Origin of the sequence: Nonomuraea angiospora (genome assembly GCF_014873145.1) — a bacterium.
Lineage (GTDB): Bacteria > Actinomycetota > Actinomycetes > Streptosporangiales > Streptosporangiaceae > Nonomuraea > Nonomuraea angiospora.
In genome coordinates, this window is record NZ_JADBEK010000001.1 from 5,173,153 (window position 1) to 5,195,416 (window position 22,264).

Annotated in this window: 20 protein-coding genes; 7 read left to right on the top strand and 13 right to left on the bottom strand. The window is 72.0% G+C overall.

All coding sequences use genetic code 11. The features are described from left to right. Positions 1-2: 2 nt before the first annotated feature. A complete protein-coding gene (locus H4W80_RS23345) occupies positions 3-347 on the bottom strand; it encodes a hypothetical protein (RefSeq protein ID WP_192787040.1) in 345 nt (114 codons plus the stop codon). Positions 348-468: 121 nt separating this feature from the next. Next, positions 469-1,032: a TetR/AcrR family transcriptional regulator gene (locus H4W80_RS23350; RefSeq protein WP_192787041.1), complete on the bottom strand. Its 564-nt coding sequence runs from the start codon at positions 1,030-1,032 to the stop codon at positions 469-471. Positions 1,033-1,112: 80 nt separating this feature from the next. Here H4W80_RS23350 and H4W80_RS23355 point away from each other — a divergent pair, with 80 nt between their 5' ends. After that, a complete protein-coding gene (locus tag H4W80_RS23355; RefSeq protein ID WP_192787042.1) occupies positions 1,113-1,577 on the top strand; it encodes a cupin domain-containing protein in 465 nt (154 codons plus the stop codon). 889 nt (positions 1,578-2,466) lie between these two features. On the opposite strand, the gene H4W80_RS23360 is transcribed toward H4W80_RS23355, so the two are convergent. Then, on the bottom strand, positions 2,467-4,704 hold the full coding sequence (locus tag H4W80_RS23360; protein ID WP_192787043.1) for an Orn/Lys/Arg family decarboxylase: 2,238 nt from the start codon (positions 4,702-4,704) through the stop codon (positions 2,467-2,469). Between the two features lie 139 nt (positions 4,705-4,843). Between H4W80_RS23360 and H4W80_RS23365 the strand changes: the two genes are divergently transcribed. Together H4W80_RS23365 and H4W80_RS23370 are read left to right on the top strand one after the other, a co-directional pair. Next, positions 4,844-5,404: an MFS transporter gene (locus H4W80_RS23365; RefSeq protein ID WP_192787044.1), complete on the top strand. Its 561-nt coding sequence runs from the start codon at positions 4,844-4,846 to the stop codon at positions 5,402-5,404. A 243-nt stretch (positions 5,405-5,647) separates the two neighbouring features. After that, positions 5,648-5,848: a hypothetical protein gene (locus H4W80_RS23370; RefSeq protein WP_192787045.1), complete on the top strand. Its 201-nt coding sequence runs from the start codon at positions 5,648-5,650 to the stop codon at positions 5,846-5,848. Here H4W80_RS23370 and H4W80_RS23375 read toward each other — a convergent pair. Together H4W80_RS23375 and H4W80_RS23380 are read right to left on the bottom strand one after the other, a co-directional pair. After that, complete coding sequence (locus tag H4W80_RS23375) at positions 5,828-7,021, bottom strand: CU044_5270 family protein (RefSeq protein ID WP_225965186.1); 1,194 nt, start codon at positions 7,019-7,021, stop codon at positions 5,828-5,830. The genes H4W80_RS23370 and H4W80_RS23375 overlap by 21 nt on opposite strands. Position 7,022: 1 nt before the next feature. Next, positions 7,023-7,622 (bottom strand): RNA polymerase sigma factor, encoded by a 600-nt coding sequence (locus tag H4W80_RS23380; RefSeq protein WP_192787046.1) that lies wholly within the window; start codon positions 7,620-7,622, stop codon positions 7,023-7,025. 187 nt (positions 7,623-7,809) lie between these two features. On the opposite strand from H4W80_RS23380, the gene H4W80_RS23385 reads away from it, so the two are divergent. Next, positions 7,810-8,973 carry a glycerophosphodiester phosphodiesterase gene (locus H4W80_RS23385; protein ID WP_318787017.1) on the top strand — a complete coding sequence of 388 codons (1,164 nt, stop codon included), beginning with the start codon at positions 7,810-7,812 and terminating at the stop codon, positions 8,971-8,973. A 36-nt stretch (positions 8,974-9,009) separates the two neighbouring features. On the opposite strand, the gene H4W80_RS23390 is transcribed toward H4W80_RS23385, so the two are convergent. Genes H4W80_RS23390 through H4W80_RS23400 form a run of 3 tightly spaced genes read right to left on the bottom strand, consistent with a single transcriptional unit; the run spans position 9,010 to position 11,998 of the window. Continuing rightward, positions 9,010-10,491, bottom strand: a complete 1,482-nt coding sequence (locus H4W80_RS23390) for a tripartite tricarboxylate transporter permease (protein ID WP_192787048.1) — start codon at positions 10,489-10,491, stop codon at positions 9,010-9,012. Further along, positions 10,491-10,991 (bottom strand): tripartite tricarboxylate transporter TctB family protein, encoded by a 501-nt coding sequence (locus H4W80_RS23395; protein WP_192787049.1) that lies wholly within the window; start codon positions 10,989-10,991, stop codon positions 10,491-10,493. Before H4W80_RS23395 ends, H4W80_RS23390 begins: the two co-directional genes overlap by 1 nt. Next, positions 10,988-11,998, bottom strand: coding sequence for a Bug family tripartite tricarboxylate transporter substrate binding protein (locus H4W80_RS23400; RefSeq protein ID WP_318787018.1), 1,011 nt, complete (start codon positions 11,996-11,998; stop codon positions 10,988-10,990). Before H4W80_RS23400 ends, H4W80_RS23395 begins: the two co-directional genes overlap by 4 nt. A 103-nt stretch (positions 11,999-12,101) precedes the next feature. Between H4W80_RS23400 and H4W80_RS23405 the strand changes: the two genes are divergently transcribed. The 3 genes from H4W80_RS23405 to H4W80_RS23415 all read left to right on the top strand — a co-directional run bounded on the left by H4W80_RS23405 (position 12,102) and on the right by H4W80_RS23415 (position 15,286). Continuing rightward, on the top strand, positions 12,102-13,715 hold the full coding sequence (locus H4W80_RS23405; protein ID WP_318787019.1) for a sensor histidine kinase: 1,614 nt from the start codon (positions 12,102-12,104) through the stop codon (positions 13,713-13,715). Next, positions 13,712-14,389, top strand: coding sequence for a response regulator (locus H4W80_RS23410; protein WP_192787050.1), 678 nt, complete (start codon positions 13,712-13,714; stop codon positions 14,387-14,389). Before H4W80_RS23405 ends, H4W80_RS23410 begins: the two co-directional genes overlap by 4 nt. Positions 14,390-14,623: 234 nt before the next feature. Continuing rightward, positions 14,624-15,286, top strand: a complete 663-nt coding sequence (locus tag H4W80_RS23415; protein WP_192787051.1) for a class I SAM-dependent methyltransferase — start codon at positions 14,624-14,626, stop codon at positions 15,284-15,286. Between the two features lie 49 nt (positions 15,287-15,335). Here H4W80_RS23415 and H4W80_RS23420 read toward each other — a convergent pair whose 3' ends face one another. The 5 genes from H4W80_RS23420 to H4W80_RS23440 form a co-directional block, all read right to left on the bottom strand. Continuing rightward, on the bottom strand, positions 15,336-16,916 hold the full coding sequence (locus H4W80_RS23420) for an alpha/beta fold hydrolase (protein ID WP_318787020.1): 1,581 nt from the start codon (positions 16,914-16,916) through the stop codon (positions 15,336-15,338). A 204-nt stretch (positions 16,917-17,120) separates the two neighbouring features. Continuing rightward, complete coding sequence (locus tag H4W80_RS23425; protein WP_192787053.1) at positions 17,121-18,395, bottom strand: glycosyltransferase; 1,275 nt, start codon at positions 18,393-18,395, stop codon at positions 17,121-17,123. Continuing rightward, positions 18,395-20,632, bottom strand: a complete 2,238-nt coding sequence (locus H4W80_RS23430; protein WP_192793695.1) for a glycoside hydrolase domain-containing protein — start codon at positions 20,630-20,632, stop codon at positions 18,395-18,397. The genes H4W80_RS23425 and H4W80_RS23430 overlap by 1 nt, the downstream gene beginning before the upstream one ends. A 106-nt stretch (positions 20,633-20,738) precedes the next feature. Next, a complete protein-coding gene (locus tag H4W80_RS23435) occupies positions 20,739-21,344 on the bottom strand; it encodes an acyl-homoserine-lactone synthase (RefSeq protein ID WP_192787054.1) in 606 nt (201 codons plus the stop codon). 66 nt (positions 21,345-21,410) lie between these two features. Continuing rightward, positions 21,411-22,235 (bottom strand): alpha/beta fold hydrolase, encoded by an 825-nt coding sequence (locus tag H4W80_RS23440; RefSeq protein WP_192787055.1) that lies wholly within the window; start codon positions 22,233-22,235, stop codon positions 21,411-21,413. Positions 22,236-22,264 lie beyond the last annotated feature (29 nt).

Consider the following 22,264-nt stretch of genomic DNA (forward strand, 5'->3'; position numbering starts at 1 on the left):
CCTCAGCCGGTCCTGTGGGCCGACTCCGCGCGGAAGCCGAGGGACTCGACCATCTCGCCGGAGTTGACCCGGCGCTGCCTCCTGGAGAACATCGGCTGCTCGTAGAAGCACCGGGGCTCGTCGGCCCGGTGCTGCACGGTCGACACGGGCGGGTAGATGAAACCCGCGGCCTCCCACTCCTCGTAGACGACGGCCGGAGCGCCCCCATTGTGAGATCGCATCCAACCGCAGATCGAGGAGTCCGGGCAGGACGCGTCCCGCTGGCCGGCGTGAGCGACGCCAGGCACGGCCGGGCCGACTGACGTGAAGGTGGCGGCCAGGACCACGCGGCACATGAGGTGGGCCATGAGGTCTCCATGATCGGTGGCAGATGTCCTGCTCACATCCACCCGCAATAACGGATGGTAGCGATCAGCCACAGAGAGTATGCGGCGTGGCGTTATCGATACCCGTAGGCGGCGACGCCCCTCACGGCCGGAGGCCGCTGAGCGCGATCTCGGTGAACCGCCGCCAGTCACCCGCGGAATGCCGGATGACGGCCGCCAGCCCGCACACGACCATGTTGACGTCCGCGGCCGTCACGTCCGGCCCGACCGTGCCGCCGGCTCGCGCCGCATCGATCAGCTCCCCGACGACGGCGTGGAGCTTCGCGCGCGGCTCCCCTTGCGGCTCGGTCGAGCCCATGGCCTGCTCGATCACCTCCGACATGCCACGATGATCCGCCAGCACCTCACCGACGTGCCTCAGGAACCGGGCCAGCGCCTGAGAGGGATCACCCTCGGCCAGGCATCGCTCCCGCGCGAAGGCGACCAGCTCGGCGGAGCGGCGCTCTGCGACGGCCTCGATCAGGGCCTCACGGGTCGGGAACTTGCGGTACAGGGTGCCGACGCCGACCCCGGCCACGCGGGCGACCTCCGACATCTGCACGTCGTAGCCGTGCTCCGCGAACAGCGCGCGGGCCGCCTCCAGGACGCGGTCCCGGTTGCGCTCGGCGTCGGTACGCGGCTTGCGGCGGGTCGGCGGAGTTGACATGCCTTGCGATCCTCTGTCTAGACTCAATTACGGAATCCGGATTCCGCATTCCATTATGCCACATCCGAAGGGTCGTCATCATGTCGAAGGATCGTTTCATCCTGCTCAAGCCCGGCGAGGTACGGCCGAGCCGGGTCCCCATGCCGCCCGTGTTCGGCCTCAAGGCCAGGACGGAGGACACCGAGGGCAGGCTCTCCCTGCTGGAGGTGACCCTGGCCCTCGACATCCCCCGGCACGTCCACCACGTGGCCGACGAATGCGTGTACGTGCTGGACGGGGTGCTGGAGGTCGAGTTCGACGACCGGGTCGAGCACGTCGCGGCGGGCGGGTTCGTGCTGCTGCCGCACGGTGTCCCGCACGCCCTGCGCAGGGGATCCACCCCGCCTCCGCGGGTGATCCAGATCTCCACGCCGGGCGGATGGGAGTGCTACCTCGAGGACGCCGCCGAGGCCGGACCGGAGGCCACCACCACTGACGGACGGTTCGACCCCAAGAAGCTCAGCGCCATCGCCGCCAAGCACCAGATCACCTACGAGGAGCGGTGACCCGAGCCGGCCCCCTCCGACACTCCACCCAGCCCACCCCTCCCAGATCGACCCCCGCCGGCCCGCACGGCGGAGGGCGAGCCCCCGCCGACCCGCGAGGCGGCTGGCAAGCCACCGCCGACACACGCGCTGGAGAGCAAGCCGCCACCGACACGCGCGCTGGAGAGCAAACCACCGCCAGCCCACGCGGTGGAAAGCGAGCCGCCGCCAGCCCGCGAGGACCGGCGGAGCCCCATGGCTTCTCGCACGTGTCGGGCACCTCGCGCGAGGTCGGCGGCCCGGCCTACGCGCGGGCGGTCGAGGATCTCGCGTCGGCAGCGGTCCTCGCCGACCAGGACCCGGTCACGGCGGCAGCGGTCCTCGCCAACCAGGACCCGGTCACGGCGGCAGCGGTCCTCGCCAACCAAGACCCCGGTCGCGGCGGCAGCGGTCCTCGCCAACCAAGACCCCGGTCGCGGCGGCAGCGGTCCTCGCCAACCAAGACCCCGGTCGCGGCGGCAACGGTCCTCGCCAACCAAGACCCCGGTCGCGGCGGCAACGGTCCTCGCCAACCAAGACCCCGGTCGCGGCGGCAGCGGTCCTCGCCGGCCAAGACCCGGTCGCGGCGGACCTGCGCGCAGGCTTTGGCGCGCAGACCCCGCCGCACAGACCCCGCCGCACAGACCCCGGCGCGCAGACCCCGGCGAAGCTCTTGTCCCCCGGCCTCCCCGCGTCCATCGAGTCGTCGCACGGGTCGCGCTCCGGAGCGACCAGGTCCGCGTCCCGGAAGGCCGCCGGCGCCGATCCCGACGTCGAGCCCTCCATCGGAGAGCGCGTCGCGGCTGTCTTCGCGAGCATGGCCGGCAGCAGGATCCGCCTCATGCCCGCGCGGCCGGGGCGGTGGGCGGGGTCAGGCCTTGACGACCTCCACCCAGTAGCAGCCGTCGCCGTCGCGGTGGGCGCCGTGGATCTCGGTGGCCAGGTCGGGGAAGGCCCGGTCGAAGTCCTCCAGAGCCCGCAGATAGGTCATCAGCGGACCGTCGGCCGGACCGGTCGCCTCGCCGGGCATCAGCATGGGGATGCCGGGCGGGGTGACCACCACCGTGGCCGCAGCGACCCGGCCCGGCAGGTCGGCCAGCCGGACGCGTTCGGTGCGGGCCCGGATCATGGCCTGGTAGCAGTCGGCGGGGGTGGACACCGGCTCCGGCAAGGTGGTGAAGACCTGGTCGAGCAGCTTGCCGAGCTCGGAGTCGCGCAGCTTCTCGTGGACCAGGGTGCAGAACTTCTGCAACGAGACCGCAGGCGGCCCGAAGCCGGGCAGCACCTCCGCCAGGGGCAGGTCGTCGTCGTAAGCGTTCTTGAAGTCGGTGAGCGCGTCGATCAGGGTGCCCCATTTGCCCTTGGTGATCCCCATGGAGAACAGCACCAGCAGCGTGTGGTCGCCGGTCTTCTCCACGACGATGCCGCGCCGCTGCAGGTAGGCGGCCACGATGCGGGCCGGGATGCCCCAGTCGAGCGTGCCGGTGGCGGCGTCGGCCCCCGGGCAGGTGATCGTCACCTTGACCGGGTCGAGCAGGCCGTAATCCTCGGCCATCCCGTCGAACCCGTGCCATGCCGCCCCCGCCTCCAGCGTCCAGCACCGGGGCTCGGCGCAGAGCAGCGCCGGGTCGGCCTCGGCGAACGGGACGCTCCGCCCGGTGCGCGGATCGGTGATCGTACGGGGCTGCCAGACGCCGAAGAACCAGTCGGGACGCCGGCCGTCCTCGCGGATGCGCGCGGCCAGCCGCACCATCGCCTGCCGGAACCGGACCGCCTCGACGATCGCCTCCCCGGTGAGGAACGGCCCCGACGGGCCGTCCATCATCGCCGCCGCGACGTCCAGCGAGGCGATCATCGGGTAGAGCGGCGAGGTGGAGGCGTGCATGAGGTAGGTCTCGTTGAACGCGTCGTAGTCGACCGGCGCCCGCTCCGCGGGACGGACGTGCAGCATCGCCGCCTGCGACAGCGCGGCCAGCAGCTTGTGCGTCGACTGGGTGGTGAACACGGTGGGACGGCCGGGGCCGGGCAGCGTGCGCTCGTCGATCGCCATGCCGTAGCGGCCGGCGTAGAGCGGGTTGAACCGGGCGTAGGCGAACCACGCCTCGTCGAAGTGCAGCCGCGGCACGCTGGCGCCCAGCAGCTCGCCGACCCGCACCGCGTCGTAGCACACCCCGTCGTACGTGGAGTTGGTGATCACCGCGTACGCCGGCGCTCCGGCGGCCAGGGGGTGCGCGGCCACCAGCGCACGGATCGCGTCCGCCGCCAGCGCGGCGGGCGGGATCGGGCCCGCCAGCCCGAGCCCGTTGCGCTCGGGCACGAGGTAGACCGGGCGGGCCCCGCTGATGGCCAGCGCGTGCTGGACCGACTTGTGGCAGTTGCGGTCGACCAGGACGGTGTCGTCGCGGGCGATCGCGTGGTGGCCGACGATGCGGTTGGCGGTGGAGTTTCCGTTGACCACGAAGAACGTGCGGTCGGCGCCGAAGATCCGGGCGGCGTTGCGCTCTGCCTCGCCGATCGGGCCGGTGTGGTCGAGCGGCGAGCCCAGCTCGGTGACGGAGATGGACAGATCGGTGCGCAGCAGCCGCTCCCCGTAGAAGTCGAAGAACGCCCGCCCCACCGGCGACTTGAGGAACGCCACGCCTCCGGCGTGCGCCGGCGTGTGCCAGGAGTAGCGGTGGTGGTCCTCAAGGCGCCGCAGCGCGCCGAAGAACGGCGGCAGGATGTTCTCGGCGTACTGTTCGGCCGCGTAGGCGATGCGGCCGGCGATGAAGCGCGGGGTGTCCTCCAGCGGGAAGACGTAGCCCTGGATGACCTCGTAGACCCACAGCGGAAGCTCCTGCTCGTGCGTCATCAGGAAGACGGGCAGGCCGCGGAACCGCCTGGAGACCGCGCCCAGCAGCTCCTCGGCCCCCGGCGCCTCCCACGCCACCAGCACCGCCGACAGCGACGCGTCGGACCCGACCACCGCCAGGCCGTCCTCGGCCCGATGGGTCCAGCGCACCTGGAGCCCGAGCTCGTCCATCGCCGCGCACACGCGGCGGAGCTGCTCGGCTAGTGCCGAGTCGGCGTCGGGACGTTCGGTGACGGCGGCCAGAACCGTTCGCTCCATGCGGCACTCCGTGGTCAGGGGGAAGGGCCAGGAAGGGTCTGCCGGCCCCACGCAATAGTAACCCTTCGGAGTCACTAGGCAACTTCTCGTAATGGTCGCGGCAGATGATCGTCAAATGCGTGAGAGTAAAGTGCGGCGAGTGACTGGACGATGGCAGATGATTGTCGCCCTGAGCTTGTGCGTGGCGCTCTTCGCGGCGAACTGGACCGCCCTGGACGTGGCTCAGCAGGAGATCTCCAGGGACCTCGACCTGACCTCGGCCGCCGGCGTATGGCTGATCTACCTCTATCCCGCCGCCCTGTTAGGGGTGTTGATCCCCGTGAAGGGCCGGCTCGGCGTGCTCCTCCTGGGGCTCGGCGCGTTCGGCCTGGCCTCGGCGGCGGCCGCGTTCGCCGCGAACGGCGCCATGCTGATCGGCTGCCGGGCCGGGCAGGGACTTGCGGTCGCGATCGTGCTGCGGGCCGGCTTCGAGCTCACCCGGGAGCACTTCCGCGGCACCGAGTGGTGGCCGGCGCTGGTGATCCCGGTGGTGCTCGCCGTCCCGGCCCTGATCGCGGGGCCCCTGATCGGCGTCGTCATCACCAACTTCCTGTCCTTCCGGTGGATTTTCCTGATCAATGTGCCGCTGACCGTCGTGGCCTTGGTGCTGGTCGCGCTCTTCACGCCCCGCACGGCCCCGAACATGCAGGCGCGCGCCTGACCAGCGTCGATCCCTCCTGGTCACCTCCGCCCTCCTGCCGCCGGCAGGAGGCGCGGCCGAGGCGTCGTCCGCCACGGCCGGGCGCGCCCAGGACTACTACGACCGCGCGGCCGGGCTGGCCGGCGACGACCTGGTCCTGCGGCGACTCGTCAAGGCGCTCTCCCCGGCGCCGAGGAGCTGCGCGGCGGCTCGACCGGGGCCGGGAACCCGTTCGTCGTCGGCGCTCCCCGGGCGCAGCGCCTCATGAAGGTCATGGAGACCATGCTGCGCGGCCGGATTGCCGCCGACCGGGAGGCGAGCGCCGTCACCCACCCGGCGACCGGGTCCGCCGGACCCGTGGCGAGCGCCGTCACCCACCCGGCGGCCGGGTCCGCCGGACCCGTGGCGAGCGCCGTCACCCGCCCGGCGGCAGGGCCCGTGCGGTCAGTCCCTCGCTGCTGCTGACGGCCCGTGGTCGGCGACCGAGACGCTGAGCTGCGCCGAGGAGGTCAGCACCGTGCCCACCGGCGCCCCGGCCCGGGCCGCGTCAGTGACGACGCTGCGCTCGCCCAGGTAGAGGTACGTCTCGCGGTCGAAGATGTACTCCTGCCGCTGCCCGAGCACGGGATCGACCCTGGCCGCGGCGATGCCCGCGCGCCCGGCGGCGTCCACGGCGTGCTCGACGGTGACGACGCCGGGGATGGCCGCCGCCGCGCGGAACAGGGCGGCGCGCTGGGCCGCGGGCAGGTACGCCTCCGTGAGCAGGCCGCGGACCCGGTCCCAGGCGTCGGTGTCGTCCTGCCGGGTGTTGCCGAGCTGGGTGTAGAGGTGCTCGTACATCTTGCGCGGGTCGGTGGGCAGGCGGCTCACGTAGGCGTAGTCGTTGCGCAGGAACTCGGCGCGGTCGTCGAAGTCGGCGAGCTTGGAGGGGCCGTGGCGGCCGAGGTTCTCGCGGGCCTCGGGCGGGATCGGCCAGCCGGGCCACGGCTTGGGCTCCAGCACCTCCTCCTCGATGAACCCGCCCGTCGCGTCGCCGTCCACGGGCAGCCAGACCTTGCGCACGGCGCGGGACAGGTAGCGCATGGGGCGCCTGTCGCGGTCCTCGCCGGTGGCGGGGTCCATGGTCCGCGATTCGTAGACGAGGAACTGGCCGGGCTCGGGGTGCAGCTCGGGCGTCCTGGTCGCGTTCTGCGCTGCCCGGGTGAGGACTTCGGACGCGGCGGCGGGCATCGTGCGGATGACCGCGGGCGGGTCGGCCCGGCGGGTCGCGACGACCACGGCCCCGGCCGCCAGCGCGGCGGCCAGGCCGGTCACCAGGCCGAACCGGCGCAGGCGGGAGGCGGTACGGCGCGCGCGGCCTTGCGCCCCCTGGGCGGGCCGGGGCAGGCGGAAGGGGGCGCGGCGCGGACGGCCCTCCGCGTCCTGGCCGAACCGGCGCGGACGGCCCTCCGCGTCCTGGCCGAACCGGCGCGGACGGCCCTCCTCGTCCTGGCCGAACCGGCGCGGACGGCCCTCCTCGTCCTGGCCGAGCCGGCGCGCGTCCTGGGCGATGGCGGCCAGCAGCCGGTCCTCGTTCGCGCGCAGCCGGTCCGGGTCGGGCTGGGGGACCTCCGAGCGGAACCGCTCGAGCCTGGTCATCTCATTCACAGACGGACTCCTCGCTGACGGTGGCCGAAGGGTTGATCCCGCCGAGTTCGGCCCGGAGCCTGCCCCGGGCCCGGTTGATGCGCGACTGCACGGTCCCCAGGCGTACGCCCAGCGCCTCGGCGGCCTCCGCGTAGCTGAGCCCGCCCCACGCGACCAGCAGCAACGCGTCACGGTGCCCCTTGGGCAGCGCCGCCAGCGCGCCCGCCAGCCGCCGCCGGGACGCCTCGGCGCTCAGCCGCTCGTCGCTGCGCTCGGCGAACGACGCCGTGACGGGGTCGGCACCGGTGCGCTCCACGACGCGCAGCTGCCGGACCTCGGTCCGGACGTGGCGGCGCATCAGGTTGGTGGCGATGCCGTACAGCCAGGGCCGCGCGCTGGGGCGGGACAGGTCGTAGCCGTCGCGCTGCCGGAACGCCGCCAGGAACGTCTCGGCCACCACGTCGTCGGCGGCGTCCTCGCCCAGCCGGCGCGTGACGTAGCGGGTGATGTCCGCGGCGTGCCGGCGGAAGACCTCGGCGAACACCTCGGGGTCGCGCCGGGACCGTTCGATGCACGAGGCGTCATCCACCTCGGCCCGGCTCGTCCCGCTCATTCTGTGGCCTCACGGCTCTGAAGTAGCACACCCGTTGTTGCCGGGCGGGCGGCGGCCTGTTCCCGCGGCGGGCTTGTCACCGGAAATTTCGCCAATATTGGCCCATAGTCGCATTTCGGTCCTTACCATAATCGCCGCGGCGATCACCGGTGAGAGTCTCCGGTGCCGATGCCGCAGGGAGTTTCACGTGCGAAAGATCGCGGCCACCACGCTCGCCATCATCACCCCCCTAGCCGGAGCCGGCGCGAGCGCCGCTCCGGCCGCCGCCGAGGTCACGCCCGACCGGTCCCAGGTCGTCGTCATCGGCCACCGCGGCGCGGCGGGCCACCGCCCCGAGCACACGCAGGGCGGCTACGAGCTCGCCGTGGCCATGGGCGCCGACTGGATCGAGCCCGACCTGGTGCCGACCAAGGACCACGTGCTGGTCGTCCGGCACGAGAACGAGATCTCCGGCACCACCGACGTGTCGCTGCACCCCGAGTTCGCCGCGCGCAAGACCACCAAGGTCGTCGACGGGCGCAACGTGACCGGGTGGTTCACCGAGGACTTCACGCTGGCCGAGCTGAAGACGCTGCGCGCGGTCGAGCGGCTGCCCGCGATCCGCCAGCGCAACACCGTCTACAACGGCTACTACCAGGTGCTCACCTTCCAGGAGGTGCTCGACCTGGCCAAGCGGCTCTCCCGCCAGTACGGCAGGCAGGTCGGCGTCTTCCCCGAGACCAAGCACCCGACGTACTTCAGGTCGATCGGGCTGCCGCTGGAGGAGCCGCTGATCGAGACCGTCAAGCGCAACGGCCTCAACCGGCCGGGCGGCCCGGTCGTGGTGCAGTCGTTCGAGCCGTCCAGCCTCAAGCGGGTGGCCAAGGACCTGCGCGTGCCGCTGTGGCAGGCGCTGGGCACCACCGGCCAGCCGTACGACCTGACCGCGGCCGGGGACCCGACGACCTACGCGGACATGATGAAGCCGGAGGGCCTGGCGAAGATCGCGCAGTACGCGCAGTGGATCGGGCCGGACAAGTCCTCGGCGATCCCGCTCAACCCGGACGGCAGCTCGGGCACCCCGACGACGCTGGTCTCCGACGCGCACAAGGCGGGACTGAAGATCGGCGTCTACACCTTCCGCAGCGAGAACCAGTACCTGCCCCTGCAGCTGCGCCGCGGCCAGGTCGCGACCGACCACGGTGACGCGCTGGCGGAGTACCGCGCGCACCTGGACCTGGGCGTGGACGCGTTCGTCACCGACTACCCGGACGCCGCCGTCCTGGCGCGGGGCGAGCGGGGCAAGCCGCACAAGCAGGTGCAGCCCGAGCAGCAGTTCGACAACGGGCTGCCGGAAGAGGGCCGGCAGTAGGTGAGCGACGGGGCCGCCTCCGCGCGGAGGCGGCCCTCAGCCTCTCCGGACGAATCGCTTGATCAACGGCCAGGCCAGCAGGACGAGGATGACCGCGTAGATCGTGTAGGAGACGGGCCCGCCGAGCAGGCCCGACAGGTCCCCGCCGGACAGTTGCAGGGAGCGGCGGCCCTGGAGTTCGGCGCGGGGGCCGAGGATGACGCCGACGATCAGCGGCAGCACCGGCAGCCCGAAGCGGCGCATGCCGAAGCCGAGCAGCCCGAGGAGCAGCAGCAGGATCAGGTCGAACGGCTGGGCGTTGACCGCGTAGGCGCCCATGGAGGCGAAGAACAGGATGCCCGCGTACAGGTAGGGCCGGGGGATGCGCAGCAGCCTGGCCCAGGCGGGGGCCAGGGGCAGGTTGAGGACGAGCAGCAGCAGGTTGCCCACGAACAGGCTGGCGATCAGCGTCCAGACCAGCGTCGGCTGGCGCTCGAACAGCAGCGGGCCGGGCTGGATGCCGTACGACTCGAACGCCGCGAGCATCACCGCGGACACGGCCGTGGTGGGCAGGCCGATGGCCAGCATCGGCACCAGCGTGCCGGCGGCCGAGGCGTTGTTGGCGGCCTCCGGCCCGGCGACGCCTTCGATGGCGCCGTTGCCGAACTCCTCGGGCCGCCTGGCCAGCCGCTTCTCGGTGGCGTACGACAGGAAGGTGGGGATCTCGGCGCCGCCGGCGGGCAGGGCGCCGAAGGGGAAGCCGAGCGCGGTGCCGCGCAGCCAGGGCTTCCACGAGCGCTTCCAATCTTCGGCACCCATCCAGGGGCGTCCCACCGGGACGACGGGGGCGGCCTTGCGGCGCAGATGCGCGGCGGTCCACAGCGCCTCGCCGACGGCGAAGATGCCGACGGCGACGACGACCACGTCGACGCCGTCGGCGAGTTGCGGGATGCCGAGCGTGAGCCGTTGCTGGCCGGTGACGCCGTCGATGCCGATCGTCCCGATGACCAGCCCGATCAGCAGGGACGCGAAACCGCGCACCCGGGAGCCGCCCAGCGTGGCCGAGACGGCGACGAAGGCCAGCAGCATGATCGCGAAGTAGTCGGGCGCGCCGAGGCTGATGGCGAAGCTGACCACGAACGGGGTGACGAGCACGAGCGCGAGGGTGGCGATCGTGCCGGCCACGAACGAGCCGATGGCCGCGGTCGCCAGGGCCTGGGCCGCCCTGCCTGCCTTGGCCATCTTGTTGCCCTCGATGGAGGTGATGACCGAGGAGGACTCGCCGGGGGTGTTGAGCAGGATGGAGGTGGTCGAGCCGCCGTACATGCCGCCGTAGAAGATGCCGGCGAACAGGATGAACGCCTGAGTCGGGTCCATGCCGTAGGTGATCGGCAGGAGGAGCGCCACGGTCATGGCGGGGCCGATGCCGGGCAGCACGCCGACGGCGGTGCCGGCGATCACGCCGATGAGAGCGACCAGAAGGTTGCCCGGGGACATGACGTTGGCGAAGCCGTCGAGCAGAAGGTTCAGGTTGTCCATCACAGAATGCCTTGCAGCACGCCGGCCGGGAGGTTGACGCCCAGGCCGATCGCGAACGCGTAGAAGGTGATCAGCGCGAGCGTGACGGCGATCAGCAGGCCCCGCACGTGGTGCCGGTTGCCCAGGGCGAAGGCCGATCCCCAGAACAGGATCGTGCCGCTGATGACCCAGCCCAGCCAGTCGACGAGGGCGGCGTTCAGCAGGAAGGCGCCGATCAGCAGCAGCACCGTGCGCCAGTCGACGCGGGTGGTCAGGTCGACGTCCTCGCCCGCCTCCGGCTCGCCGCGGCCGCCGCGGGCGACGTCGATGCCGTACGCGACGGCGACCGCGAGCAGGCAGGCGCCGAGGAGCATGGGCACCGGGCGGGGGCCGATGGGGTCGTTGCTGCTGGTCAGGTGCGTGATCCGGAGCGCGTCGGCGATGACCAGCGCGCCGGTCAGGGCCAGGACCGCGCACACGCCGTACTGGGCGCGGTCCGGGGTCTGCTCGGCGCGGCTCATGCCAGCCCGAGCTCGGACAGGATGCCGGCCACGCTCTTGTCCTGTTCGGCGAGGTAGGCGGTGAACTGGTCGCCGGTGAGGAAGGCGTCGGTCCAGCCGCGCTTGGTCAGCTCGGCCTTCCACTCCTGCGAGTCGTGCATCCGGGTGATGGCGTCGATCCAGGTCTTCTTGTCGGCGTCGCTGATGCCGGGGGGCGCCACGATGCCGCGCCAGTTGCTGAAGACCAGGTCGATGCCGGAGGCCTTGAGCGTGGGCACGTCCTTGACCACGTCGATCGGCTCCGCGCTGGTCACCGCGAGGATGCGCACGGTGCCCGCCTCGACCTGGTCGAGGAACTCGCCGTAGCCGCTCGCCCCGAACCCGATCTTGTTGCCGAGGATCGCGGGCAGCAGCTCGCCGCCGCCGTCGTAGGAGACGAAGTTCACCTGCTTGGGATCGATGCCGACGGCCTTGGCCAGCCGCATCGGCAGCAGGTGGTCGGGGCCGCCCGGGGAGGAGCCGCCGCCGACGGTGACCTTCTTCGGGTCCTTCTTCCACGCCGCCACCAGGTCGCCGATCGTCTTGTACGGCGAGTCCTTCGACACCACGATCGCGCCCGCCTCCTCGATGAGCTTGGCGATCGGCGTGCTCTGGGTGAGCGTGGCCGTGGACTTGGAGGCGTAGGAGGCGCCGACGACGCCCAGGCCCATCAGCATGGCCAGCTTGCCGTTGCCCTTTTCGTTGATCGTGCGCTGCAGGCCGACCGTGCCTCCCGCGCCGGGCAGGTTGAACACCTGCACCCCCGAGGCGATCTTCGTGTCCTCCATGACCTTGGCGGCGGTACGGGCGGTGGTGTCGTAGCCGCCGCCGGGGGTGTTGGGCACCATGATGCGCAGCCCGCCGACGGGCTCGCCGGCCGCGCTCGCGCCCGTGCCCGCCTGCTTGGCCGCGGTCGCCCCGCAGGCGCTGACCGCGAGCATCGACAGCGCCGCCAGTGCGCCGAAGAGGGCGCCGATCCGATTTCTCACAATGGTCTCTTTCGCATGGACAAGTGCAGCGCCATGATTATGCGAACCCGGCCGACAGGCCGTCTGCCTTGTGTGACCAGCGGAGATTGTGTTCATTGTGTTCGTGAGACGCCGCCGTCCGACTCTGGCCGGAGAGATGCTGATCCTGCAACTGGCCATCGTCCTAATGGTCCTGTTCGCCGTCGGTGCCATCTCGCTGGCTCAGTCCGCGGCGACGTTCGACCGCGTCGAGGGACGGCGGGTGACCGCGCTGGCCGAGCAGCTCGCCTGGAACCCGCTCGTACGCGCCCAGATCGGCCGGCCGGCGCCCGGCGAGGTGCTCGCCCCGCTGGTGCACTCGACGCTGACCCAGTCCGGCGTCACGTCGGTCACCGTGGCCGACGCGAGCGGAAAGATCATCAGCTCGACCGACACCACCGTCGTCGGGGCCGCGCTGCCGCTGGGCGACCCCGGCGTCGCCCGGGCGCGGGGCTGGTCCGGTCACCTGGTGGTCGACGGGGCGCCCGAGGTCGCCGCCCAGGTTCCCGTGCTGAGCGACGCCCCCGCCGACCATGGCGCCCACCTCGGGACGGTGATGATCGGCGTGGCCGCCCCCACGGTGTGGGAACGGCTGGTCGGCGCCTCCTCGTACCTGCTGACCTACCTCGGCGTCGCGGTCGCGCTCGGCGGCGCCGGGTCGTGGCTGCTGGCCAGGCGGATCAAACGCCAGACCCTCGGCATGGAGCCGCGCGAGATCGCCGGCCTGACCGAGCACCGCGAGGCCATGCTGCACGGCATCGCCGAAGGCGTGGTCGCGCTGGACCCGCAGCACCGGCTCACCATGGTCAACGACATGGGCAGGACGCTGCTCGACCTCCCCGACCACTGCGTCGGCATGAGCCTGACCGCGCTCGGCGTCCAGGGCCGCCTGTACGACGTGCTGAGCGGCGCCGACGAGGCCCACGACGAGATCGCCCTGCACCGGGGCCGCGTGCTGGTCATGAACCGCATGATGATCGACAAGGACGGTCGCCGCCTCGGCTCGGTCACCACCCTGCGCGACCGCACCGAGCTCGCCCAGCTCGAACGCGAGCTCGGCTCCTTCCGCAGCTCGACCGAGTTGCTGCGGGCTCAGGCGCACGAGTTCGCCAACCAGCTCCACGTCATCTCCGGGCTGATCCAGGTCAGGGAGCACGACGAGGTCGTCCGCTACATCCGGGCGATCCGCGAGCACCGCGAGTCGCTCGACCTGAGCCTCAGCAGCCGCGTCCGCGACACCTCCGTCGCCGCGCTGCTCATGGCCAAATCCTCCCTCGCCGCCGAACGCCGCGTCGAGCTGCGCCTGTCAGGACGCACCGCCCTGGGCCGGCTCGACCCCCTGGACGCCGCGGACGTGGCCACCGTGACCGGCAACCTCGTCGACAACGCCATCGACGCCGCCTGCGGCAGCGGCGAGCCGGCCTGGGTGGAGGTGGAGCTGCGCCAGGACACCTCCAGCGTCGAGATCGTCGTCCGCGACTCCGGCCCCGGCGTCGCGCCCGAGCTCGCCCATGAGGTCTTCACCCGGGGCTTCACCACGAAAGCCGCCCGAGGCGGCGAACGCGGCATCGGCCTGGCGCTCACCCAGCTCGTCTGCCGCCGCCGCGGCGGCGAGGTCGCGGTGACCAACACCGACGACGGCGCCATGTTCACCGCCCGCATGTCCGTCGGCCGCCTGGCGATGGGGGTATCCCGATGATCGACGTACTGGTCGTGGACGACGACTTCATGGTCGCCAGGGTCAACAGCGGCTTCGTCAACCAGGTCGAGGGCTTCCGGGTGCTCGGCACCGCCGGCTCCGGCGAGCAGGCCCTGGAGCGCGTCGCCGAGCTCCAGCCCGACCTGGTGCTGCTCGATCTGTACCTGCCCGACGTCTTCGGCCTGGACGTCATCACCCGGATGCGCGCCGCGGGGCACGACTGCGACGTCATCGTGATCAGCGCCGCCCGCGAGCTCGACGCGGTACGCGGGGCCGCCCGCCGGGGCGTCAGCGACTACCTGCTCAAGCCGTTCGACGTCGACGACCTGCGCGTCCGGCTGGAGCGCTACGCCGCCCGGCGCGCCGGCCTGGGCAGCACCGTCATCACCAGCCAGGCCGACGTCGACCGGCTCCTGTCCGGGACGGGCTCGGCGATGCCCGTCACGCTGCCCAAGGGCATGAGCGTGGAGACGGCCGAACTGGTCAAGCGCGCGCTGCGGGAGAGCGGCGGCACGCTGTCGGCCACCGAGTGCGCCGCCCAGGTGGGCGTCTCCCGGGTCAGCGCCCGCCGCTACCTCGAACACCTGACCGCGATCGGCCAGGTCGAGGTCTCCCTGCGTTACGGCGGCGCCGGCCGCCCGGAACGCCGCTACCAGTGGCACCGCCCGGCGTGATCGCCGGGCCCGGCGGGCGCGCGGGGCGGCCGCATCGGCATTAGGGTCTGTTACCAGGTCACAGGCCGCGACGACTGGAGCGACACCCTTGCCGACGACACCGACAAGGCCGGATCCTCACTCCTGGATGCGCCCTGGCTCGGACGACCCCACACTAATCAGGACATCTCATTTGGGTACAGCTCTCCAATGACCTGGTCGGCCAGCCGCATCCGCACACCGCGAAGGGACAGCATGACCTCCAGCACCACTCGCGCCACCGGCGAACCAGACCGCCACCACACCGAGGCGGACCCGGCCCGGCTCGCGCCGAACGACCTCGCGTTGTTCCTGGGCCAGTGGCTGCGATCCCCGCTGCGGATCGGCGCCGTCGCGCCCAGCTCGCGGCACCTCGCGCGGGCGGTCTCCTGCCCGCTCCCGGAGCAGGGAGAGCCCGTCGTGGTCGAGCTGGGCCCGGGCACGGGGCCGTTCACCGCGGAGATCCAGCGCCGGCTCGGCGGTCGCGGGCGCCACCTGGCCATCGAGCTCAATCCGCGCCTGGCCGACCTGCTCCGGCGGCGCTATCCGGGCGCCGAGGTGATCCAGGAGGACGCCAAGCATCTGCGGCGGCTCCTGGACGAGCGCGGGATCGAGCGCGCCGACGTGGTGGTGAGCGGCCTGCCCTGGACTCTCTTCCCGGCCGCCGACCAGCGGCAGCTCATGGACGCGACGACCGCGATCCTGGGGCCGTACAGCGCCTTCACCGCCTTCACCTACCTCCACGCCGTCCCGCTGAGCTCCGCGCGCCGCTTCCGCGACCTCCTGGCGGACCGCTTCGAGGAGGTCATCCCCAGCCGCACGGTCTGGCGCAACTGGCCCCCGGCCTTCGTCCTCCACGCCCGCAGGCCCCGATCCTGACCTCCTGAAAGGCTGAGACGCCGCCCGTGGGCGGCGTCTCAGCAGTGGTTCAGCCGGCCGTCCTGAAGGACGGGCTCACGCGGGAGCCGCCCCAGTTGAGCCGGTCGGTCGGCCACAGCCGCCCGTTGGGCTGCCGCTTGGCCATGATCTCGGCCTTGCCGCCCACCTCGCAGCGGTAGCCCTTCGGGGGCACCGTCAGCGAGATCAGGAAGTTGTCGATCGGCACCGTGCTGCACTCGTCCTTGCCGTAGATGCGGTGGCCCCAGCCCTCGTAGGTGAGCAGCGTCGCCTTCGAGCCGAGCTGGCGGCCCACGTTCGCGGACCACATGTACGGAGTGGCGGGGTCGTGCAGCGAGTTCCCGAGCAGGATCGGGGCGTCGCCCGTGTACCGCAGCGTGTGCGGCGGGTTCGTCGGGGTCGAGTTGAGGCAGATCGGCAGGTCGTCGTACGGGTACGGGTGGTACCGCACGTCGGGCGCCAGGGTGTTGGAGACCTTCATGAGAGCCGCGTACTCCGCGTAGTTCCGCACCCGGAGGTCGTAGTCCTGGCACAGGATCCGGGTCGGCAGCTCGGCCACGTCACCCTCGACCGGGCCCCGGCCGGGCAGCGGCGGCACCCACGACGGCTCGGGGCCGCCGCTCAGCCAGTTGATGACCTCGCTCAGCGTGCGCCAGTCGGGCCCCTCGGTGCCGAGCGCGGCGTTGTAGATGACCTGCAGCTCCGTCATGGGCTTGTCCGGGGCGGCCGGGTAGTACAGCTCCCCGCGCCGCGCCTTGGCCAGCAGGTCCTTCCACATCGCGCGGACGTCACGCCCGTGCAGGACGCAGCTCTCGTCGGCCTCGCACCAGCCCACGAACTGGTCGAACGCGTCCTCGATCGCGACCGCCTCGGTGGCGAGGAAGCCGGCGACGCCGAGGCTGTGGTCCATGTTGCTGTCCAGCGCGAGCGCCCGGATCCGGTTCGGGAACATCTCGGCGTACATCTGGCCGATCAGCGTCCCGTACGAGATGCCGTAGTAGGTCAGCTTCTCCTCGCCGAGGGCGGCGCGCAGGGCGTCCATGTCGCGGGCCACGTTGCGCGAGTCGACGTGGTCGTACAGCGGGCCGGTGCGCTCCCGGCAGTCCTTGTGTAGCTTCTTGGTGAAGGCGTCCCAGGCGTCGAACTGGGCCTGGGAGGAGATGACGGTGTGCGGCATCTGGTTGTAGACCGACGCCGAGCAGATCACCGGGTGGCTGCGGCCCACGCCCCTGGGGTCGAAGCCGACGATGTCGAAGCGCCTCTGGAGCTCGTCGGTGAACCAGGTGGCGCCGTACACGGATTCCACGCCGGACCCGCCGGGACCGCCCGGGTTGATCACCAGGGAGCCGACCCGGGCCGCGGGGTCCGTGGCCTTGCGCCGGGCGATGGCCAGGTCGATCTTCTCGCCGTTGGGGTTGGACCAGTCGATCGGGACGGCCAGCTTGCCGCACTCGGCGGTGGGCTCCTCCTCGCAGGGCGCCCAGGCGATGCTGCCTGTCGTGGTCTCCCCCGAGGCTCCGTCCCGGGTGGCCGCCCCTGCGGCCGGCGAGACGGGCAAAAGCGCTGCTAACGCCACGAAGGCGGCAGCCAGCACGGAGTACTTTCGTCGCACATTGCTCCAATCGTCGTCGGCTGGCCCCCGCGCGGCACGCGGCCGACTCTGATCTTCCCCGTCGACGGCCCCGTGGCCCGGTGGCGCGCGACGCGCGCACCATGGGCAGGCCGAGCGCAACATCCAGCCGATCCCTACGTTCGCTCGTACGTCCTACCACGAAACATCTGGATGTGTTCGTAACTTATTCAGACATGTCCGAAATCAGTGAGAAGCAACGGCGGGCGTCCCCTGCGGGAACAGGCCGTCGAACACCGCGACCCGGTCGAAGGACATCGCGCGGGCGCGGGCGCGGAGCTCCAGGTCCTGCCGTTCGGCGGCGGGCAGGTCGAGGACCACCCGGTCCACGGCCGCGATGAGACCGGCGATATCTCCGGGTTCGATGACGACGGCGGTGTCACCGACCGCCTCGAGGGTCCCGCCCGTCGTGGTGGTGACGATCGGCCCGCCGCCGGAGAGCATCTTCTCGGCCAGCGCGATGCCGAACGTCTCCACGAACTCGGGCTCGGGCTTGGTGGGCAGCACGTAGGCCGCGCAGCCGCGCATGAGCAGCGGCTTCTCCTGGTCGTCGACGTCGGTGAAGAAGACCACCCGGTCGTCGCCCGCAGCCGCCGCCCGCGCCTGCTCCAGCGCCGGGCCGGTGCCGACGACGGCCAGTTTCACCCGCGACCGGCAGCGCATCCGGCCGAAGGCGGCCAGCAGGTCGTGGACCCCCTTGGCCCGGGTCACGCGGGACAGGAACAGGATGTATCCGTCGCGCTCCAGGCCGCGTCGGGCGAGCGCGGCGTCCACCTGGGCCGGGTCCAGGTCGAGGAAGGCGGCGGAGTCGATCGGCGGGTAGCTGACGGTGACACGGCGCCGGCACTGTTCGGCGAACGTGGTGCCGCAGTGGGCGTCCACCTGCTCGGCCGAGGCGACGATCTCCTCCCGGGTGTACTCGGAGACCGCCACGACCTCGTCGTTGGCCAGGAAGGTGGTGAACAGCACGGTCGCCGCGCCGAACCGGCCTTCCCGCAGGCACGAGCGGATCACGTTGGTGACGTCGGAGCCGACGGCCTTCGCGATGGTGTGGACGTCCGGCGCGAACCCGGCCGCCCGCGCGGCCGCGACCGCGTCCACGACCACCGCGGTGTGCGGGGCGAGGTACATGGACAGGCAGGTCGTGCGTAACGGCTCGGCGAGCAGCTCGACGAGGCGGCCGGTGAGCCCGGCCTGGTGGCGCCCGTCGGGCACCCGGTAGTCACCGACCGGCTCCGGCCGCTCCACGGTGATCCCGGCGCTGTACGGCAGCAGCCGGTCCAGCGGCTTGAGCGGCAGCCCGGCCGCCTGCAGCGTCGGGATCGGCCAGGTCAGCAGCCGTACGTCATCGAACCCGCGGGTCAGCGCCACCTCGGCGAGGTTGCGGGCTTCGCCGGAGTGGCCGCAGATGACCGGGTCGGCCCTGACCACGATGACGAGACGGCGACGGGGGTGGGTCATCACGCTTCCTCCGGTGTCGCGGGCGGATCGGACAGGGACGGCGGGCGGATCCCCCGGCCCCACGCCGACGGCTCCGGCCCCAGCCGCAGGTGCAACCGGCCGCCCCGGTGCACGGTGGCGGCGCTCAGGTGGGTCGCGTGCAGGGGTTCGCCGTTGAGGGTCGCCGACTGTACGTAATGTGCCGGCGGGTCGTGATCGAGGCCGTCGACGCCGATCGGGGTCTCGCGGAGCCCGCTGGTCTCGATGACGAACTCGTTGCCGCCGGCCCGGAGCACCGCCCGTTCGAAGGCGGGCGCGTTGACCAGGAACAGGTTCTGGCCGGCGACCGGGAACAGGCCCAGCGACGCCCAGACGTACCACGAGCTCAGGCCGCCGGAGTCGTCGTTACCGGGCAGCCCGCCGGGACCGGTGCCGAACTGCCAGGTCAGCGCCGAGTGCACCACCTGGGCCGTGCGGTCGGGCCGGCCCGCGTAGTGGTAGGCCCACGGCGCCTCCATGTCGGGCTCGTTGTTCAGCCCCTCGAACCGGTTGAGGGCGTAACCGGCCGCCATCTCCGCCGTGCGCGGGCGCCGGCCGGGCTGCGTCACCGGTGCGGCGCCGAAGCCGAAGAACCGGTCCAGCTTGTCGATGAAGGCCGCGTCGCCGCCGGCCAGGGCGATCCTCGCGGCCATGTCGTGCAGCAGCCTGAACGAGTAGTTCCACTTGCCGCCCTCGTAGAACTCCGAGTCGCGCAGCAGCCCCGTGCCCGGGTCGAAGGCGTTGGACCAGTGACGGCTGCGGTCCTCGAGGTCGGCGGCGAGGCGCCGGTCGTTCAGCGCCCGGGCGACCTGTGCCGTGCAGTGGTGGGCGTAGGCGAGGTCGAGGGTGTGGGTGATGGGGTGCACCACCCCGTGCTCGAAGAAGTCCTCGCCGTACATCCGGCGCAGGTCGTCGACCATGTGGACGAGCGCCCAGTTCCAGTCCAGGCCCGCCCAGCCGAGCGCGTGGGCGTCCGCCAGCGCGGTGTGCGCGAGCGCGCTGGCCTGGCGGAAGAACCGGTCGGCCCCGCGGGACATCCGGTAGCCGATCGGGAAGTTGCCCTCTTCCTCGCAGACCCGGATCAGCGACTCCAGCAGGTCCGCGGCCCGGTCGGGGGCGATGGCCGCGAGCAGCGGCAGCTGGGTCTTGTAGATGTCCCACATGGTGCACACGTCGAACGCGAACGGCCCGGGGGTCGGCCAGAACGGGCTCTCGTCGTCGGCGACGCACGGCTTGATCAGCGCGTGGTAGAGCGCCGTCGCGAACACTGTCCGGCGGGCCGGCGTGCCGCCCTCGACCTGGACCCGGTCGAGGTGATCGGCCCAGCGGGCGCGGGTCCTGGCGCGTACCGCGTCGAACGCCGGCCGCCCCTGCCCGCACTCGCGCTCCAGGTTGTCGCGCGCCTGGTCGCACCCGCGCAGCGAGAAGCCCAGCCGGACCTCGATGGTCTGCCCCGGCGCGGCCGGACCCATGTAGAGCATGCCGAAGGGGCGCAGCGTGGTGTGCCGGATGCTGTCGAAGTCGAGGCGGGTGCCGCCGTCGATGAGCCGCCGGTCGTACCAGAGCATCTGCCGCCAGCCCGGGCTGTCGACGTCCACGACCACCGACAGCGGGACGCCCTCCATCACCACCGTGCCCTGGGTCCGCCCGTGCCCCATGCTCTCCACCTGGGCCCGCAGCGGCACCGTACGGCCGAGCTCGATGTCCAGGCCGCCGCAGGACAGGTCGATCACCACCCGGGCGCTGCTGTGCTGCGGGAAGGTGTACCGGTGCACGGCGACCTTGGCGCCCACGGTGAGCTCGCAGCGGACCCCGGTGTCCAGGGTGGCCGCGTAGTAGCCCGCCTCTGCCACCTCGTCGTGCAGCTCCCAGGCCTCCCCCAGCACGTCCAGCGGCTGCACCATCGGCGTGACCCGGACGTAGTTGTAGTACTTGCGGATCGCGCCGGTGCCGGACTGCTGGAAGTGGGTGAAACCGGACGCCTGCAGCCGCCCCAGCATCTCCTCGGGCACGCCTTCGGTGTTCTTCGTGTATCTCCCGTACCCCGTCGGGTACGCGCCGGAGTAGGCACAGGCCGACACCATGCCGAGCGGCGAGGTGGCCCCCGGGTGGGTGTTGCCCACCTGCGGTTTCGGCCACCACCAAGTGGCGGCCAGACCACGTGCCCGGGGCAGGTCGGTCGCCGAGGTGCCGATGAATGGATCAACGTTGTCGAGGATGGCGGGACTCTATCCGGCGCGATCCCGCCTTGGGTTTCGGCGAGATGAACTTCTCGGCCTGTGGCGGGTCAAGGAAGATTTGATCCGGCCCGGCACCCCCGAAACGTCACTGGCCCGCCTTGTCCAGGAAGTCCCTCGTGGAGGTGGTGTAGGCCGAGCAGAGCAGGCTGCCCAGCCGCGTCGCCCCGCCGTCGCCGAGCCGCCGGGTCGGCACGCCCATGGCGTTCACGCTGCGCTCCACCGCCACGCTGGAGACCGCGACCACCGTGTCACCGCGCCGGTCGACCCAGCGGAACGCCTCCCGGAGCAGCGCGCGGGCGAGCGGCCCGAACCCCACCGTCGCCTTGTGGGACCAGGCGCCCGCGGTGGCCAGCCGGCTGAGCTCCCACACGGCCGGATCGCATGGGGCCCGGCCGCCGCGTAACGCCTCGGAGAAGACGTCGCGGAGCATGTACGGACCGACGGTCGGGAGCAGCCGGCAGCACCCCGTGACCTCCTGGCGGTCCTCCATGTAACCGATCACGTAGACCGGGTCGCAGTCGTCGTAGAAGTCGCGCTCCCTGCCGTGCAGGCTTTCGACGTCCCAGCGCAGGCGTTCGTAGAACACCGTGTGGCGCAGGCGGAACATGCCGTCGAGCAGCCACGCCGGCAACTCGCCCGCTCCGCCGACCACGATCCGTTGCGCGCGTCTCTCCCCCGGTGAATCGCCCACGAGTGCCCTCCGCGAATGATCGGGATCCCCTTTTCTGTGTTGTTCGCGGGAGCGGGGTCTCTGGATTCAGCGCACGGAGCAGACCGCGTCCTCGATCACCCGCGTCACGGCGTCCGGGTGCGAGATGAGCGCGAGGTGGGAGCCGCCCGGGAACTCGGTGACCTTCGAGCCCGCCCGCCTGGCCATCGCCCGCTGCGAGGCCGGCACGATGATCCGGTCGCCGGTGGCGATGAAGTACCAGGACGGGATCTTCTTCCACGCCGCGGCCTTCGACGGCGTCGTGAACGCGACCGTCGAGGCGGCCCGCTGGGAGGCCCACAGCCGGTTGGCCATCGCGGGGGGCAGGTCGGGGGCGAAGAAGCGCAGGAACACCGCCCGCTTCAGGTACAGGTCGGCCGCTTCGCCGCTCGATCCGGGGTAGGACGAGCGGTCGTAGAGGGTGGCCGGGTCGCCGCCGAGCGCCGAGCCGGAGCCGCTGAGCTGCCCGGTGGTCTCGCCGACGTCCGGCGCCGCGGCGCTCACATAGACCAGCGCCTTGACGTCCGGGTCGCCGGCGGCGGCATTCGTGATCACCGAGCCGCCGTAGGAGTGCCCCACGAGCACGACCGGCCCCGAGAGGGTGCGCAGGAAGTCCCGTACGGTCTGCGCGTCACCGGACAGGCCGCGCAGCGGGTTGGCCACGGCCCGCACGGCGTGACCCGCCCGCTGCAGAGCCTGCACCTCCCCGCTCCAGCTTGAGGTGTCGGCCCATGCCCCGTGCACCAGCACGACCGTCGCCCTGGCCGCGCCCGGCGAGGGGCACGGCCCGTGCCCCGCCGCCGCCGCGCCGGGCGCCGGTACGACGGCCGCGGCCGACAGGAGAAGGACGCACGAAGCTCGGCATCTCGTCATGTCGTCGCACCCCTCCTCGGAATGGGCCC

What these genes read in the sequence shown, in the direction of transcription:
- H4W80_RS23345 (WP_192787040.1), bottom strand. Translation starts at nt 347, where the DNA reads ATGGCCCACCTCATGTGCCGCGTGGTCCTGGCCGCCACCTTCACGTCA.
- H4W80_RS23350 (WP_192787041.1), bottom strand. Translation starts at nt 1,032, where the DNA reads ATGTCAACTCCGCCGACCCGCCGCAAGCCGCGTACCGACGCCGAGCGC.
- H4W80_RS23355 (WP_192787042.1), top strand. Translation starts at nt 1,113, where the DNA reads ATGTCGAAGGATCGTTTCATCCTGCTCAAGCCCGGCGAGGTACGGCCG.
- H4W80_RS23360 (WP_192787043.1), bottom strand. Translation starts at nt 4,704, where the DNA reads ATGGAGCGAACGGTTCTGGCCGCCGTCACCGAACGTCCCGACGCCGAC.
- H4W80_RS23370 (WP_192787045.1), top strand. Translation starts at nt 5,648, where the DNA reads ATGAAGGTCATGGAGACCATGCTGCGCGGCCGGATTGCCGCCGACCGG.
- H4W80_RS23375 (WP_225965186.1), bottom strand. Translation starts at nt 7,021, where the DNA reads ATGACCAGGCTCGAGCGGTTCCGCTCGGAGGTCCCCCAGCCCGACCCG.
- H4W80_RS23380 (WP_192787046.1), bottom strand. Translation starts at nt 7,622, where the DNA reads ATGAGCGGGACGAGCCGGGCCGAGGTGGATGACGCCTCGTGCATCGAA.
- H4W80_RS23390 (WP_192787048.1), bottom strand. Translation starts at nt 10,491, where the DNA reads ATGGACAACCTGAACCTTCTGCTCGACGGCTTCGCCAACGTCATGTCC.
- H4W80_RS23395 (WP_192787049.1), bottom strand. Translation starts at nt 10,991, where the DNA reads ATGAGCCGCGCCGAGCAGACCCCGGACCGCGCCCAGTACGGCGTGTGC.
- H4W80_RS23410 (WP_192787050.1), top strand. Translation starts at nt 13,712, where the DNA reads ATGATCGACGTACTGGTCGTGGACGACGACTTCATGGTCGCCAGGGTC.
- H4W80_RS23415 (WP_192787051.1), top strand. Translation starts at nt 14,624, where the DNA reads ATGACCTCCAGCACCACTCGCGCCACCGGCGAACCAGACCGCCACCAC.
- H4W80_RS23425 (WP_192787053.1), bottom strand. Translation starts at nt 18,395, where the DNA reads ATGACCCACCCCCGTCGCCGTCTCGTCATCGTGGTCAGGGCCGACCCG.
- H4W80_RS23440 (WP_192787055.1), bottom strand. Translation starts at nt 22,235, where the DNA reads ATGACGAGATGCCGAGCTTCGTGCGTCCTTCTCCTGTCGGCCGCGGCC.